Source organism: Caulobacter sp. ALps2, assembly GCF_058681635.1.
This window is the reverse complement of sequence record NZ_CM178743.1, coordinates 1603116-1618655: the sequence shown is the minus strand read 5'-3', so window position 1 is coordinate 1618655 and position 15540 is coordinate 1603116. Positions and strand designations below refer to the sequence as shown.

10 protein-coding genes are annotated in these 15540 nt (G+C 68.2%); 3 read left to right on the top strand and 7 right to left on the bottom strand.

Going from position 1 to position 15540, the window contains the following annotated elements:
• Window positions 1-30 precede the first annotated feature (30 nt).
• Entirely contained in the window at window positions 31-2853 is a 2823-nt protein-coding gene (locus tag ACW173_RS07665) for a [protein-PII] uridylyltransferase (protein WP_492084341.1), read from the bottom strand.
• 20 nt (window positions 2854-2873) lie between these two features.
• Window positions 2874-5579, bottom strand: coding sequence for a DNA mismatch repair protein MutS (gene mutS, locus ACW173_RS07660; protein WP_492084340.1), 2706 nt, complete (start codon window positions 5577-5579; stop codon window positions 2874-2876).
• 128 nt (window positions 5580-5707) lie between these two features.
• On the opposite strand from mutS, the gene ACW173_RS07655 reads away from it, so the two are divergent.
• On the top strand, window positions 5708-5926 hold the full coding sequence (locus ACW173_RS07655; protein ID WP_492084339.1) for a hypothetical protein: 219 nt from the start codon (window positions 5708-5710) through the stop codon (window positions 5924-5926).
• A 9-nt stretch (window positions 5927-5935) separates the two neighbouring features.
• Here ACW173_RS07655 and dnaJ read toward each other — a convergent pair whose 3' ends face one another.
• The 3 genes from dnaJ to ACW173_RS07640 form a co-directional block, all read right to left on the bottom strand.
• Window positions 5936-7096: a molecular chaperone DnaJ gene (gene dnaJ / locus ACW173_RS07650; RefSeq protein WP_492084337.1), complete on the bottom strand. Its 1161-nt coding sequence runs from the start codon at window positions 7094-7096 to the stop codon at window positions 5936-5938.
• 160 nt (window positions 7097-7256) lie between these two features.
• Window positions 7257-9158 (bottom strand): molecular chaperone DnaK, encoded by a 1902-nt coding sequence (gene dnaK / locus ACW173_RS07645; protein WP_492084335.1) that lies wholly within the window; start codon window positions 9156-9158, stop codon window positions 7257-7259.
• 329 nt (window positions 9159-9487) lie between these two features.
• A complete protein-coding gene (locus ACW173_RS07640) occupies window positions 9488-12022 on the bottom strand; it encodes a M1 family metallopeptidase (protein ID WP_492084334.1) in 2535 nt (844 codons plus the stop codon).
• Window positions 12023-12232: 210 nt separating this feature from the next.
• Between ACW173_RS07640 and ACW173_RS07635 the strand changes: the two genes are divergently transcribed.
• Window positions 12233-12844 carry an alpha-ketoglutarate-dependent dioxygenase AlkB gene (locus ACW173_RS07635; protein WP_492084332.1) on the top strand — a complete coding sequence of 204 codons (612 nt, stop codon included), beginning with the start codon at window positions 12233-12235 and terminating at the stop codon, window positions 12842-12844.
• A 4-nt stretch (window positions 12845-12848) separates the two neighbouring features.
• Here ACW173_RS07635 and ACW173_RS07630 read toward each other — a convergent pair whose 3' ends face one another.
• Window positions 12849-13247, bottom strand: a complete 399-nt coding sequence (locus tag ACW173_RS07630) for a winged helix-turn-helix transcriptional regulator (RefSeq protein WP_492084331.1) — start codon at window positions 13245-13247, stop codon at window positions 12849-12851.
• A gap of 74 nt (window positions 13248-13321) precedes the next feature.
• Between ACW173_RS07630 and ACW173_RS07625 the strand changes: the two genes are divergently transcribed.
• Window positions 13322-13918 (top strand): NADPH-dependent FMN reductase, encoded by a 597-nt coding sequence (locus tag ACW173_RS07625; protein WP_492084329.1) that lies wholly within the window; start codon window positions 13322-13324, stop codon window positions 13916-13918.
• 88 nt (window positions 13919-14006) lie between these two features.
• Here ACW173_RS07625 and dnaA read toward each other — a convergent pair whose 3' ends face one another.
• On the bottom strand, window positions 14007-15479 hold the full coding sequence (gene dnaA, locus ACW173_RS07620) for a chromosomal replication initiator protein DnaA (protein ID WP_492084328.1): 1473 nt from the start codon (window positions 15477-15479) through the stop codon (window positions 14007-14009).
• Between the last annotated feature and the right edge of the window lie 61 nt (window positions 15480-15540).

Here is a 15540-nt window from a genome sequence, read left to right as displayed (position 1 = left end):
CCCGGCCCGTGACGATCTCGCGAAGCCGGCCTAACGCGCCACGCTGGCCCGCGCCTTGCGCAGGCCCGCGCGCGCGGCCGGGGCCGTGGCTTCGTTCTGCTCGAGGGCGGCCAGCAGGTCGGCTTTCAGCGCGCCCACCTTGCGGGTCTCGGTGACCTTCCCACCCTCGGCGGTCTGGACGTAGAAGGCGTCGACGGCGCGCTCCCCATAGCCGTCGATATGGGCCGACTGGATGGAGAGGCCGCTCTCGGCCAGGGTCTTGGCCAGGGCGTGCAGCAGGCCCGGCCGGTCGCGACCCGAGGCCTCGACCACCGTGGCGTCGTTGGAGGCGTCGTTGTCGACCACGACCGTGGGGGCGATGGCGAAGGCCGCGGCGCGCGATTGCTCGGCGCCCCGGCGCGGCTCGACCGACAGCGCCTCGCCCCGACCCGCCGCCTCCAGCGCGTCGGCCAGGCGGCGCAAAGCGCGCGGGTTCTCGCAGCCGAACGGCGCGCCGGTCACGTCCTGAACATGGAAGACATCCAGGGCCTGGCCCTGGCGAGAGGTGAAGACCCGCGCCCCGACGACATTGCCGCCCAGCGACGAGATGGCCAGCGCCAGGTCGGCGAACAGGCCACGACGGTCCTTGGCCGCCACCACGATCTCGGCGGCGTTCTGGCCCTGACGCACACGACCCTCGGCGGCGGCTCCGCCCTGGATGGCCGCGCGGCGCGCCAGGGCGGCGTGCTCGAACAGGTCCTCTTGATTGAAGGCGCTGAAATAGGCGTTTTCCATCGCCGTGGCCCAGCCCATGGCGGCCGGGTCGGTCTCCAGCAGAGCCGCGCGGGCGGTCTCGGCGGTGATTTCCTGGTGGCGCTGGACATTGGCGGCGGCGTCGCTGCCGCGCCCACCCCGGAACACGGCTTCGGTGGCGTTGTAGAGCTCGCGCAGCAGCTGGCCCTTCCAGCCGTTCCAGACCCCCGGCCCCACGGCGCGGATATCGGCGACGGTGATCACCAGCAGCAGGCGCAGACGCTCGGGGTTCTCGACGATCCGCGCGAAGGCCCCGACGGTGCCGGGGTCGGAGACGTCGCGCTTCTGAGCGAAGTCGCTCATCACCAGGTGGTTCTCGACCAGCCAGGCGACCAGCTCGACCTTGACGCGCTCGACGCCCAGACGTTCGCAGGCGCTGCGGGCCGAGCGGGCCCCGGCCTTCTCCTGGCCGCCGACCCCGCCCTTGCCGGTGTCGTGCAACAGCATGGCCAGGAACAGGGCCTCGCGATCCTCGATCAGCGGCATGATCGAGACCGCCAGCGGGTGATCCTCCACCAGACGTCCGGCCGCCATGTCGCCGATCAGGCCGACGGCCCGCAGGGTGTGCTCGTCCACCGTGTACGAGTGGTACATGTTGAACTGCATCTGGGCCACGATCCGGCCGAACTCCGGCACGAAGCGGCCCAGCACCCCGGCGTCGTTCATCAGGGTCAGGGTGCGATAGCTGCGCTTGCCGCGCGCCAACAGGTCCAGGAACGCCCGGCAGGCGTCGGGATCGCGGCGCACGCGCGAGGTGATCAGCGACAGGCCGCGGGTCACCGCCGTGAAGGCGTCCGGATGCAGATCCAGATCGCGTTCGTCGGCGATCTTGAACAGGCGGATCAGGTTGACGGGATCGGCCTCGAAGACCTCCTGCCCCTCGATGTTCAGGCGCCCGTTGTCCTCGAAGAACCCCTCGACATCCAGCGCCTTGCGCTTGGGGCGGCCGCCCGGCAGGAACCGCGAGATGCCCTTGGGCTCGTTCTTGAAATGCTCGGCTTCCAGCTTGGCCGAGAAGGCGCGGGTCAAGGCCCCGACCTCCTTGGCGATCAGGAAATAACGCCGCATGAACCGCTCGACCGCCGGCGCGTCGCCCCGGTCGCCATAACCCATGCGGCGGGCGATCTCGGGCTGCAGGTCGAAGGTCAGGCGCTCTTCCGGACGACCGGTCGTGAAGTGCAGGTGGGCCCGCACGGCGTGCAGGAAGTCGAAGGCGCGGATGAAGGCCTTGGTTTCTCTCCCTGAGAACACCTCCATCTTGAAGACGTCCTCGGGACGATCCACCGGATGCAGATATTCGGCGATCCACATCAGGGTGTGCAGGTCGCGGAGCCCCCCCTTGCCTTCCTTGACGTTGGGCTCGACCATGTAGCGGCTGGCGCCGGCCCGGGCCTGGCGGTCGTCGCGCTCCTTCAGCTTGGCGGCGACGAACTGGGCGCCGGTGCCCTTCATGACGTCATCGCGGTAGCGCTTCTTCAGGTCCTCGGCCAGGCGCTCGTCGCCGGTCAGCCGGCGGGCCTCCAGGATCGAGGTTCGGATCGTGAAGTCTTCCTTCGAGAGGCGCACGCACTCCTCGATCGTCCGCGAGGCGTGGCCGACCTTGAAGCCCAGATCCCACAGCGCATACAGCATGTACTCGATCACGCTCTCGGCGTGCGGCGTCTGCTTGTAGGGCCGCAGGAACAGCAGATCGATGTCGCTGAACGGCGCCAGGGTCCGCCGGCCATAGCCGCCGACCGCCAACAGGCAAAGGCGTTCGCCCTCGGTCGGGTTGCGGGCCCGGAACACGTGCACCGTGGTGAAGTCGTAGAGGGCGGTGATCACCTCGTCGGTGACGCCGCTGAGCAGGCGGGCGGTCTCGACGCCGGCGGCCCCGTTCTCCAACCGCTCCTTGGCGATCATCCGGCCGCGAAACAACGCCTGCTTCAGGATCTCGATGGCCCGCGAGCGCTGCTCGGCCTCGTTGCCGATGGAGTCGAGGGCGGCCGCGGACAGGCGCGCGCGCAGGGCGTGCCCGTCGACGACGTGTTCCAGGCGGGTGGGGCGAAGGCGACGGGGCATGTTGATTATATAAGTACCAGCTAGGTCTTCAGCAGACCCTTAAGACGATAGAGCGCCTCCAAGGCCTCGCGGGGGCTCATGCCGTCAACGTCCAGATCCGACAAGGTGTCCTCGACGACACTCGGCGCCGCTTTGGCGGGCGCTTGGACGACCGCCTGACTCACCGCGAACAGCGGCAGGTCGTCCAGCTTGGCCGGCGACTGGTCCTTGCTCTCCAGGCGGTCCAGCACCTCGCGGGCGCGGACGACCACGGGACCGGGCACGCCGGCCAGCTTAGCCACTTGAACACCATAAGAGCGGTCGGCCGGACCCGGCGCGGCCTCGTGCAGGAACACCAGATCGCCGTTCCACTCCTTGGCCCGCAGGGATAGGTTGGAGACGTGCGCTAGCCGCTCCTCAAGGGTCGCCAGCTCGTGATAGTGCGTGGCGAAGAGAGCGCGGCTCTTGTTGGTGTCGTGCAGGGCCTCGGCGCAGGCCCAGGCGATGGCCAGGCCGTCATAGGTGGCCGTGCCCCGACCGATCTCGTCCAGGATCACGAGCGAGCGCGGACCGGCCTGGGTGAGGATGGCGGCGGTCTCGACCATCTCCATCATGAAGGTCGAGCGGCCCCGGGCCAGGTCATCCCCCGCCCCGACGCGGCTGAACAGGCGATCGACCACGCCAAGACGGAAGCTGGCGGCCGGCACGTAGCAGCCCGACTGGGCCAGGATCGCCAGCAGGGCGTTCTGGCGCAGGAAGGTCGACTTACCGGCCATGTTCGGGCCGGTGACGATCGACAGCCGCGCGCCGGTCTCGCCCGAGGCGTCCAGGCAGCAGTCATTGGGCGTGTAGGGGTCGCCGGCGCGCTTGACGGCGGCCTCGACCACCGGGTGGCGGGCGCCCTTGGCGTCGAAGGCGTAGGACTTGTCGACGACCGGCCGCACGGCGTCGGCGTCCTCGGCCCATTCCGCCAGCGCCGAGGCGACGTCCAGCCGGGCCAGGGCCTCGGCGGCGATCTGGATGGCGTCGGCCAACAGCCGGGCCTGCTCGCGCCAATCCTCGAAGGCGGCGACCTCCATGGCCAGGGCCCGTTCGGCGGCCTGGGCGATGCGGGCGTCGAGGTCGGCCAGTTCCACGGTCGTGAAGCGCACCTGGTTGGCCAGGGTCTGACGGTGGATGAAGGTCGCGTTCAAAGGCGGCTGGAACAGCGGGTCGGCCTTGCCGGCCGTGGCCTCGACGAAATAGCCCAGCACGCCGTTGTGGCGGATCTTCAGCGGCACGCCGCTGTCGGCGGTCAGCTGGGCCTCCAGGGCGACGATGACCTTGCGGCTGTCGTCGCGCAGGCCGCGCGCCTGGTCCAGCTCCGGACGGATGCCGGCGGCGACGAAACCGCCGTCGCGGGCCAGGGCCGGGAGATCCGAACCAAGGCCCTGCTCCAACACATTGAGGAACTGCGACAGGCCCTCGTGCAGCGACGGGGTCAGGGCCTTGAAGGCGTGCTCCAGCTCGAACGGCGGCGGCGACAGCGGATCGGGCGAACCGCCCGCCATGCCGGCCAGGCGCTCGCCGACCTTCAGGGTGTCGCGCAGGCAGCCCAGGTCGCGCGGGCCGCCCCGACCGAGGGCGAGACGGGAAAGCGCGCGGGCCATGTCGCCCGAGCCCTTCAGCACCTCGCGCAGGCGCTGTCGCAGCTGGCGGTGCTCGACGAACCACTCGACGGCGTCCAGGCGCTGGTCGATCGCGGCGACGTCGAGCAGCGGACGGGCCAGCCGCGAGGCCAGCATCCGCGCGCCGCCGGCGCTCACCGTGCGGTCGATGCAGGCCAGCAGCGAGCCGTTGCGGTCGCCGGTCTGGGTGCGATCGATCTCCAGACTGCCGCGCGTGGCTGGGTCGATGGCCATGACGTCGGCGTCGGCGGCCCGCCGGGGCGCGCGGAGCGCCGGCAGCTTGCCGGCCTGGGTCATTTCCAGGTGGGCGGCGATCAGGCCCAGGGCGCCGATCTCGGCCGGGGTCAGCCCGCCGAAGCCGTCCAGGGTGTCGACGCCGTACAGGCGCTTCACCCGGGCTTCCGAAGCCTGTGGCTCCGACAGGGCCGAGGGCATCGGCTGCACCAGGCCGCCGCAGATCTTCAGGGTCTGGGACAGGCTCTCGTCCGCCAGCAGCCGGTCGGCGACCAGGGTTTCGGACGGGGCCAGGGCCGCCAGGATCGGGGCGACCGCTTCCTTGGCCAGGGCGAAGACCTCGACCTCGCCGGTCGACAGTTCGACCGACGCCACGGCGGCCTGTCCGGCGCGCACCGCCACGGCCGCCAGACGGTTGGCGCCCCGCGCGTCCAGCAGGCCGTCCTCGGTCAGGGTGCCCGGCGTCACGACGCGGACGATGTCGCGGCGGACGACCGACTTGGAGCCGCGCTTCTTGGCCTCGGCCGGGTCTTCCATCTGCTCGCAGACGGCGACCTTGAAGCCCATGCGGATCAGCTTGGATAGATAGGCCTCGGCCGCGTGCTGCGGCACGCCCGCCATCGGAATCGGCTGGCCCGCATGCGTGCCCCGGAACGTCTGGCTGATGCCCAGCGCCGCGGCGGCCTTGTAGGCGTCGTCGAAGAACAGCTCGTAGAAATCGCCCATGCGGAAGAAAATCAACGCATCGGGCTGCCGCGCCTTCATCTCGAAGAACTGCTGCATCACCGGCGTCGCGCCGGTGGGGTCGAGCAGGTGCGCGGGGGTCGGCGTGGCGTGGGCGTTCATGACGCCCGAAACTACAGAGCGTCGCGGGTGGCGTTAAGGGGCGGCGTTAAGGAAATACGGGGATGAAGCGGGACGAACAGCCATTTTGCGCGCTTGACCCGCGTCGCCCGTTCCGTTGAGCTTTCTCGATGACCGACAAGCGGCCCGCGAAGCCGGACAAGTCCGAAGTCACCCTGCTGGAGCTTCCGGGCTTCAAGGTCAGCCTGGCCAACGAAACCGGACTATCGGCCCCGGCCAAGCTGCGCGACGACGCCTTCATCGGCGGATGGGTCGTGGGCGCGATCATCGCGGCGATCATCCTCGGCGGCCTGGTCGTGGCCCTGGAACGCGTCAGGCAAGGGGGCTAAGGAAACGCCCTAGTTCCCCGTGACCTCTTCCCAGAACCTCTTGGCCTTGCCGACGAAGTTGGCGGACTTGGGGTTCTGTTTCTCGCCGCACAGGCCGGCCAGTTCGCGCATCAGTTCCTTCTGACGAGCGGACAGGTGGGTCGGGGTTTCGACGAACAGCTCGACCACCAGATCACCGCGCTGGCGGCTGCGCAGGGACGGCATGCCCTTGCCCTTGAGGCGGACGGTCTTGCCCGTCTGGGCGCCTTCCGGGACCGTGACCGAGATCTTGCACTGGCCATCGCAGGTCTCGCCGCCCAGCAGGCAGGGGGCCTCGATCTCGCCGCCCAGGGCGGCCGTGGTCATCGGCACCGGCACGGTGCACAGCAGATCGAGACCGTCGCGCTCGAACAGCTCGTGCGGGGTCACCGACAGGAAGATGTAGAGGTCGCCGCGCGGACCGCCGCGCGCGCCCGCGTCGCCCTCGCCCGCCAGGCGGATGCGGGCGCCGTCGTCGACCCCGGCCGGGATGCGGACCGACAGGATGCGCTCGCGGCGCACCTGGCCGTGGCCGTGGCAGTTGGTGCAGGGATCCAGGACCAGACGGCCCGAGCCGCCGCAGCGCGGACAGCCGCGCTCGACAGCGAAGAAGCCTTGCGTCGCCCGGACCCGGCCGGCGCCGCCGCAGGTGCCGCAGACGGTGGGATTGGTGCCGGGCTTGGCGCCCGAGCCCTCGCAGACCTCGCAGGTCATGGCGGCGGGCACCTTGATCTCGACCTCGGCGCCGGCATAGGCCTGCTCGAGGGAAATCTCCAGATCGTAGCGCAGGTCCTGGCCGCGCTGGGGACCGTTCGACTGGCGACGGCCGCCGCCGAACATCTCGCCGAACACGTCGCCAAAGACGTCGTTGAAGATGTCGCTGGTGTCGAAGCCCTGGCCGCCGAAGCCAGCGCCGCCCCCACCTTGGCCGCCATTGACGCCAGCATGGCCGAAGCGGTCATAGGCCGCGCGCTTCTGGGGGTCGGAGAGGACCGAATAGGCCTCGTTGATCTCCTTGAACCGCCCGGTCGCGTTCTCGCAACCGCCATTGCGGTCAGGGTGGTGTTCCATCGCCAGTTTGCGGAACGCGGACTTCAGACCAGCATCATCGATGGTCCGGGTCACGCCGAGAATTTCGTAATAGTCGCGCATCGTCAGCGTCTGGCGCCCAAAAGGCCCACGAAAGTGGCGTTGATACAGGGAGAGGTGGGATAGCACGCGGCCCGGCGCAAGGCGTCCTGGGGCGGCGAGACAAGACGTCGCGGCCGGGGAACAGACCTATCGAGAATGTTCCCCGGCGCGCGCATGGCGATTAGTTCGCCGGCTTGTTGTCGTCGACTTCCTCGAACTCGGCGTCGACGACGCCATCGTCCGCGGCTTCGGCGCCGTCAGCGCCGTCGTCCGAGCCTTGCTGCGAGGCGTACATGGCCTCGCCCAGCTTCATCGACGCCTGGATCAGGGCTTGAGTCTTGGCCTGGATGGCCTCGACGTCCTCGCCTTCCAGGGCGGTCTTCAGTTCGGTGATCCCGGTCTCGATCGCGGTCTTTTCAGGCGCGCCGACCTTGTCGCCGTGCTCGGCCAGGGCCTTCTCGGTCGAGTGCAGGATCGCCTCGCCCTGGTTCTTGGCCTCGACCAGCTTCTTCTTGGTCTCGTCCGCGGCCTTGTTGGCCTCGGCTTCCTTGACCATGCGCTCGATGTCGCTGTCCGAGAGGCCGCCATTGGCCTGGATGCGGATCGAGTGCTCCTTGTTGGTCGCCTTGTCCTTGGCGTGGACCTGCACGATGCCGTTGGCGTCGATGTCGAAGGTGACCTCGATCTGCGGCACGCCGCGCGGCGCCGGCGGGATGCCGACCAGGTCGAACTGACCCAGGATCTTGTTGTCGACGGCCATCGGGCGTTCGCCCTGGAACACGCGGATCGTCACGGCCGACTGGTTGTCGTCGGCGGTCGAGAAGGTCTGCGAGCGCTTGGTCGGGATCGTGGTGTTGCGTTCGATCAGCGGGGTGAACACACCGCCCAGGGTCTCGATGCCCAGGGTCAGCGGGGTCACGTCCAGCAGCAGCACGTCCTTGACGTCGCCTTGCAGCACGCCCGCCTGAACGGCGGCGCCGAGCGCCACGACTTCGTCGGGGTTCACGCCCTTGTGCGGCTCGCGACCGAAGAAGTCCTGCACCGCCTGCTGGACCTTGGGCATGCGGCTCATGCCGCCGACCAGGATCACTTCGTCGATGTCGCTCTTCTTCAGGCCGGCGTCCTTCAGGGCCTGTTCGCACGGACCGATGGTGCGCGAGATCAAGTCGTCGACCAGGGCTTCCAGCTTGGCGCGCGACAGCTTGATGTTCAGGTGCAGCGGACCCGAGGCGTTCATGCTGATGAACGGCAGGTTCACTTCGTACTGAGCGGTGCTCGACAGTTCCTTCTTGGCCTTTTCGGCCTCTTCACGAAGGCGCTGCAGAGCCAGCTTGTCCTTGCGCAGGTCGACGCCCTGCTCCTTCTTGAACTCGTCGGCCAGGTAGTCGACGATCCGAAGGTCGAAGTCCTCGCCGCCCAGGAACGTGTCGCCGTTGGTCGACTTCACTTCGAAGACGCCGTCGCCGATTTCCAGGATCGACACGTCGAAGGTGCCGCCGCCCAGGTCGTAGACGGCGATCTTCTTGTTGTTATCCTTGTCCAGGCCATAGGCCAGGGCCGCGGCGGTCGGCTCGTTGATGATGCGCAGGACTTCCAGGCCGGCGATCTTGCCCGCGTCCTTGGTCGCCTGACGCTGGGCGTCGTTGAAATAGGCCGGAACCGTGATGACCGCCTTGGTCACCGGCTCGCCCAGATGGGCTTCGGCGGCTTCCTTCATCTTCTGCAGGATGAAGGCCGACACTTCTTGCGGGCTGTAGTCCTTGCCGTGCGCCTTGACCCAGGCGTCGCCGGTCGGGCCCTTGACGATGTCGTAGGGCACCATGCCCTTGTCTTTTTCCACGACCGGGTCGCTGGCGTTGCGGCCGATCAGGCGCTTGATCGCGAACAGCGTATTGGTCGGGTTGGTCACGGCCTGGCGCTTGGCCGGCTGGCCAACCAGGCGTTCGCCATCTTCCATGAAGGCGACGACCGACGGCGTCGTGCGAGCGCCTTCGGCGTTCTCGATCACCTTCGGATTCTTGCCGTCCATGATGGCGACGCACGAGTTCGTGGTGCCAAGGTCGATGCCGATAATCTTGCTCATTTTGGTACCTGTTCGCTCCTTTAGGCGGACGGTGGTGACTAGGGCCTTCTCGGAAGCGCCCCGGTTTTTCTCGTTCCCGTCCCCGATGGGTTCGTACGCTCTACGGTTGGGTCCGCATCCTGTTCCGTCGGCGAAAACCAAACGGGCAAAATGCGTTGTGCGAAGTTGACGAGCCCGTCAACCCCGCTTCGAAGCCGGATATGGGGGATGGGCGGCAGGGCGCAAGCCCATAACCCCTCGGAAGGAGGGGGAATCTGGTCCCGCGAACAAGAAAAATGGCCGCGCCCCTCTCGAAGCGCGACCATTGAAAGTTCTGGATTATTCGAGAATTAGCCGGCCTTGGCGACCCAGGCGGTGATCGCCGGCAAGCGCTGCTGGCGGATCTGGGCGCGGTTCATCACGGCGGCGGCGGCCTTGTCGCCTTCCTTGCGCGAACCTTCCGCCAGATTGGCGGCGGCCCAGGCCTTGATCTTCTCGGCGGTGGCCGGGTTCGACGAAGCCTGGCCCAGGCCCGGGATGAACCGGGTGCGCGAGGTCGAGTCGACCTTGTCGTTGACCGCGTCCTTGTTGGCCACGGCCCAGTCAAAGGTCATGTCCGGATGCAGGCTGGCGACCTTGGAGATCATGGTCGACGACAGGGTCTCGCCCGGCTCGGTGGTCAGGGCCAGTTCCAGCGCCTTCCTGGCCAGGGCTTCGTCCTCGGCCGAGGCCAGCAGGGTGTAGAGCTGGGCGCGGACCAGCGGAGTCTTCTCGGCCCGAGCCTGGGCGCGGATCGCATCCCAGGTCGCCTGGTCGGCATGCTTGGCCACCACGCCCAACACGGTCTTACGCAGCGGGCCGGGGATCGCGGACGGGTCGGTCTTGTCGGCGTTGAAGCGACGGGTGGCTTCCGCCACGACCTCCGCGTCGCCCAGGCCGCCCAGCGCCCCGATCAGGTCGGCGCGCAGGATGGCGACATTGTCCGGCTCGCCGGTCTTGGCGGTCCAGCCCACCTTGGCCAGCAGCGGCCGCAGCTGGCCGATGGCGACCTTGCGGAACGCCGCCCGCTCGGTCGGCGCGTCGCCGTAATAGCCGTCGATGGCCGACATCACGCTGGACACCTTGGACAGCACCTGCGGATCAGCGTCGGCGGGCGTGGCCTTGGCCAGGTCAAGGAAGTCGGTGGCGGGCTGGTAGCCGGCCAGGCCCATCGACCAGGCGTCGCTCATCACGCCCAGCTGGTCGATCGCCGGCAGCTTGGCGAAATTCTGGACGATGCCGGTGAAACGCTCCGCGCCGTACAGAGTGCGGAAGTAGCCGCTCTGGCCGGCATTGACGACCACCGGGCCGCAGCCGTCGACGGTGACCGCGCCTTGGCCGCCGGTGACCAGGGTCTTGGCCGTCCCGCCACCGATGGCCCGGACGGTGACGGGCACGCGCCAGGTCAGGGGCTTCTTGTCCGGGACGTCCTTGCTGAACTCGCCCTGGGTCAGGGAGAGCGTGGTCTTGCCCGCCGCGCAGGTGGCGTTGCCGACCGTGATCAGCGGCACGCCCGGCTGCAGGGTGAAGTCGTGGGCGATGGCCTTGATCGGCTTCTTGGCCGCCGTCTCGACCGCGCCCCACAGGTCGTCGCTGACCGTATTGCCGTGGGCGTGCGCCTTCATGTAGGCGCGCACGCCGTCGCGCCAGGCGTCGTGGCCCACATAGCTTTCCAGCATGCGGATGACGGCCTCGCCCTTCTGGTAGGTGATGGCGTCGAAGGCCTGGCTGGCCTGCTCGACGGTCTCGACGTGCTGCACCACCGGGTGGGTTGTCCGCAGGGCGTCCAGGCCCATGGCGTATTCACGGCCGTTCACCGCGCTGACGGCGGCGTTCCATTCGGGGTGGAAGAGTTCGGTCGCCCGGCCTTCCATCCACGAGGCGAAGCCCTCGTTCAGCCACAGATCGTCCCACCAGGCCATGGTCACCAGGTCGCCGAACCACTGGTGGGCCATCTCATGGGCCACGGTGGTGAAGACGTTCTGGCGGTCGGTCTCGGTCGAGATCGCCGGGTCCAGGTTCATGGCGTATTCGAAGTAGAAGATCGCGCCCCAGTTCTCCATGGCGCTGAAGAACTGGCTGCGACCCGGGGCGGCGATGTTGTCCAGCACCGGCAGCGGATAGGGCGTGCCGAAATAGTCGTTGTACCAGGGCAGGATGTCGGCGGCGGCCTTCAAGGCGAAGTCGGCCTTGGGGGTGTCGCCCTTCTTGGTCACCACGCCGACGTCGACGCCGGCCGACTTGACCGAGGCGCGGTCGAACTCGCCCAGGCCGAAGAACAGCAGATAGGTCGACATCTTGGGCGAGGTGGCGAACTTCACGACGGTCTTGCCGCCGCCGAGATCCTTGGACGACGCGATCGGCATGTTGCCCAGGGCCATCTGGCCGGTCGGGATCGTCGCCTGGACGTCGTAGGTGGCCTTGTAGAACGGCTCGTCCCACGAGGGGATGAAGCGGCGAGCATCGGAGTTCTCGAACTGGGTGTAGATCGCCCGCTTCTTGCCGTCCTGCGTCTCGTAGTCGAGGGCGAACAGGCCGGCGGCCTGCTTGTAGATCTTGCCGGCATAGTCGATCGACAGAACGTACTTGCCCTTCGGCAGGGTCTTGCCGAACGTGAAGGCGGCGGTCTGGGCCTCTTCGTCGACCTTGATCTTGGCCGCGCCGACTCCGGCGATCTCGGCTTTCGAGAACGTCAGGTCGGCGGCCTGCAGGGTCACGGTCGCGGTCGGCTCGACCACCTCGATGGCGATCTTCACCTGAGCCGTGAAGGTCATCTTGTCGGCGTCGGGCGTGAAGGCCAGATCATAGTGGACGGGCCGGACGTTGCGCGGCAGCTGGGTCGTCACGGTCGCGAACGTCGCGCCTTTCGTGCCGATGGAAGCCGGCGCATGAACCGCGGCGGAAGCGCTTCCGGCGGCCAACAAAATCACGGCCATGGCCGCTGAGGACATAAGACGACGCATGTTTGGTCCTAGACTGGAAAAATTATCCGGCCCCCTCAGCCGGTGGCGCAAACCAACACCTTCCGCCCCTATGGCGCGCGTTAAGTTTCAGTAATGTTTCAGCCCCTGACCGTCATTCCGGGTTTCGACCTGTGGCCCGGCTTCCTGGACCCCGCCGTCCAGCGCGCTCTGGTCGACGCCGTCATGGCGGCCGCCGAGGTCGCGCCCTTCGCCAACTACGGCACGGCCTATGGTAAGCCGATGAGCGTAGCGATGACGGCGTTCGGCCCGCTGGGCTGGACCAGCGACGGGGCGGGATACCGCTACGCCGAACGGCATCCGGGCACGGATCAGCCCTGGCCGGCCATGCCGCCCGTCCTGCTCGACCTCTGGGCCAGGCTCGGCGATCCGGATGCGCCGCCGGACTCGTGCCTGATCAACCTCTATCGCGATGGCGCCCGCATGGGCCTGCACCAGGACCGCGACGAGGCCTATCCGCGGTTTCCGGTGCTGTCGATCTCGCTGGGCGACACGGCGGTGTTCCGTATCGGCGGGACGTCGCGGAAAGATCCGACGCGCGGCCTGAAACTGAGCTCGGGGGATGTGTGTCGGTTGTCGGGACCCGCGCGGCTGGCCTTCCACGGCGTGGACAGGATCCTGGCCGGTTCGTCGGGCCTCGTCCCGGGTGGCGGACGGATCAATCTGACCCTGCGCCGGGCCCGGTAGCCGGCTATTCAGCCGCCCGGCGGGCCGCGTAGCTGATCTTCGCGGCGTCCATGCGGGCCGAGTTGGCGACCACCCACTCGGCCAGGGCCTTCACCGGCGTCAGCAGATCGTGGCCCAGGTCGGTCAGGGCGTATTCGACCTGCGGCGGCGTCGTATGGGTCACGGTGCGCGAGACGAAGCCGTTCTCCTCGAGATCGCGCAGCGTCGAAGCCAGCACCTTCTGGCTGATCTCGCCGATGTCGCGGCGCAGGGCGTTGAACCGCCTCGGCCCGTAGCCCAACGTCCGCACGACCAGCAGGGTCCACTTGTCGCTGATCCGCGCCAGCAGGCGGCTGATGTGTTCGCAGTGCGAGGCGTCGCCCTGGCAGGGGGTGGTTTCCTCGCGGTTATCTAGTGCCGACAAAGTGCCTCCTTACGCGGTCACGGACAACTTTCGTAATCTGGTTTCTATCAGAAACTAGCATACCCAAGGTTATCATGACGACCAAACCCCGCATCGCCGTGATCGTCGGCTCGACCCGTCCAACCCGCTTCGCCGACGTTCCGGCGCAATGGATGCTCAAGCAGGCCCAGGCCCGCGGCGACCTGGACGCCGAGCTGGTCGACCTGCGCGATCATCCGCTGCCGCTGTTCGACGAGATCGCCTCCAACCGCTGGATGCCCAGCCAGAGCCCCGAGGCGGTGCGCTGGCAACAGACGCTGGCGCGCTTCGACGGCTTCATCTTCGTGGTCGCCGAGTACAACCACTCGATCACCGGCGTGCTCAAGAACGCGCTCGACCAGGCCTATGCGGAGTGGGAGCACAAGCCGTTCACGGCGATCGGCTATGGCGGCGTTGGGGCCGCGCGCGCCGTCGAGCACCTGCGGGGCATCGGCTCGGAGTTGCAGATGGTCTCGACCCGCGGCGTCGTCCATATCGGCGGCGCCGACTTCATGGCCATCCACCCTGGCCTGGGCGGCAAGCAGACGATCGAGGACATCGAGGGTCACCTGCTTCCGTCGGCGACCGCCGCGCTGGACGAACTCGTCTGGTGGGCCAAGGCGACCATGGCCGCGAGAGCGTCGGCCGCCTGAGGCGGTCCGACCTTAGGCCCGAACCCAAAAAGGCCGCTCCGGATGGAGCGGCCTTTCCTTTGGATCACGTCTGGAAAGCTTCGGCGGATCAGCCGCGCAGCTTGCGGGTGATGACTTCCAGGTCGTGGTTCAGGGTGCTGTCCTCGGCGCGCAGGGCCTCGATGCGGCGCACGGCGTGCAGGACCGTGGTGTGGTCGCGGCCCCCGAAACGACGGCCGATGTCCGGCAGCGACCGGGTGGTCAACTGCTTGGCCAGCCACATGGCGGCCTGGCGCGGACGGGCCACGGCGCGGTTGCGGCGCTCGCTGAGCAGGTCGGCCTGCTTCATGCCGTAGTGCTCGGACGTCGCCTTCTGAATGTCGTCGATGGTGATGCGCTTCTCGCCCGACCGCAGGTGCGGACGCAGGACCGCCTGCACCTCGTCCAGGGTCAGGCGCGACAGGCCTTCGCCGGCGCGGGCCGACAGGGTGTTCAGCGCGCCTTCCAGCTCGCGGACGCTGTCGGTGAAGCGGTCGGCCAGGAACTGCAGCACGTCCGGACGCATGGTCGGATCGAAGCCGTGCGCGGCGGCCAGGGTCTGGATCTTGCGCTCCAGGATGCCCATGCGCAGGTTGCGGTCGGCCGGCTCCAGGCCGCAGACCAGCCCCGCCGACAGATGCGACCGCAGGTGCGGATCCATCTCGGTCATGGCCGATGGCGGACGGTCCGCCGAGAACACGACCCGGCCGCCTTCGCCAACCAGGGCGGTCAGGGTGTGGAACAGCTCTTCCTGGGTCGACTGCTTGCCGGCGATGAAGTGCACGTCGTCGATGATCAACAGATCAGCCGCGCGCAGCTCTTCCTTGAAGGCCGCCGTCTGGCGATCCATCAGGGCGCGCACGAAGGTCGACAGGAAACGCTCGGCGGTCAGATAGACCACGCGCTTTTCGGGCGCGTTGCGCATGGCTTCCCAGGCCAGGGCGTTCAGCAGGTGCGTCTTGCCGAAGCCGTAGGGGCCGTGGAACAGCACGGGATTGAAGTGGCCGTCGGCCCAGTTGGCGATCCGGCGCGCCACGGCGTGGGCGAACTCGTTGGCCGGACCCGGGACGAAGGTCTCGAAGGTGAAGCGTTCCTGCAGGCCCTGGGTGCGAGGCGACTTGGCGCTGGGAACCACGACGGCCGGCGCGTCGGTCGACACCGGCAGCACGATCTCGATGGGCTCGGCCGCGGCGGCCTTCGGGGCGGCCTCGACATAGGCGCCAGCCGAAGCCTCGAATTCCAGGCGCGACTTCAGGTCGATGCGACGACCGGTCGGGTCGTTGGCCGCCCAAAGTTCGCCGATGCGACGCCAAGCGCTGCGACGGATCCAGTCACGAGCAATGCCCGTGGGCGTGACCAGGACGACATCACCGGCCGCGGCCTCACGCAGCATCGCCGGCGCGATCCATGACCCGAAGGCCGCGTCGCCCAGCTCGCGTTTCAAAGCCACGGTCACCTTCGACCACACGGTCGCCGCCGGCTCGCAAGCCGTCGTGATCGCCGCCGAAAAATCTTGGCTGGCCACCCCGCCCTTCATCGTCATTCGTCCACCGCCTTCGCACAAAAACAACCGCCGCAAACCCACTTCAGTCGCCCGCCCCCCA

Coding starts and splice junctions, on each gene's coding strand:
- mutS (WP_492084340.1), bottom strand. CDS start 5,579: ATGAACGCCCACGCCACGCCGACCCCCGCGCACCTGCTCGACCCCACC.
- ACW173_RS07625 (WP_492084329.1), top strand. CDS start 13,322: ATGACGACCAAACCCCGCATCGCCGTGATCGTCGGCTCGACCCGTCCA.
- dnaA (WP_492084328.1), bottom strand. CDS start 15,479: ATGACGATGAAGGGCGGGGTGGCCAGCCAAGATTTTTCGGCGGCGATC.
- dnaJ (WP_492084337.1), bottom strand. CDS start 7,096: ATGCGCGACTATTACGAAATTCTCGGCGTGACCCGGACCATCGATGAT.
- ACW173_RS07655 (WP_492084339.1), top strand. CDS start 5,708: ATGACCGACAAGCGGCCCGCGAAGCCGGACAAGTCCGAAGTCACCCTG.
- ACW173_RS07635 (WP_492084332.1), top strand. CDS start 12,233: ATGTTTCAGCCCCTGACCGTCATTCCGGGTTTCGACCTGTGGCCCGGC.
- dnaK (WP_492084335.1), bottom strand. CDS start 9,158: ATGAGCAAGATTATCGGCATCGACCTTGGCACCACGAACTCGTGCGTC.
- ACW173_RS07665 (WP_492084341.1), bottom strand. CDS start 2,853: ATGCCCCGTCGCCTTCGCCCCACCCGCCTGGAACACGTCGTCGACGGG.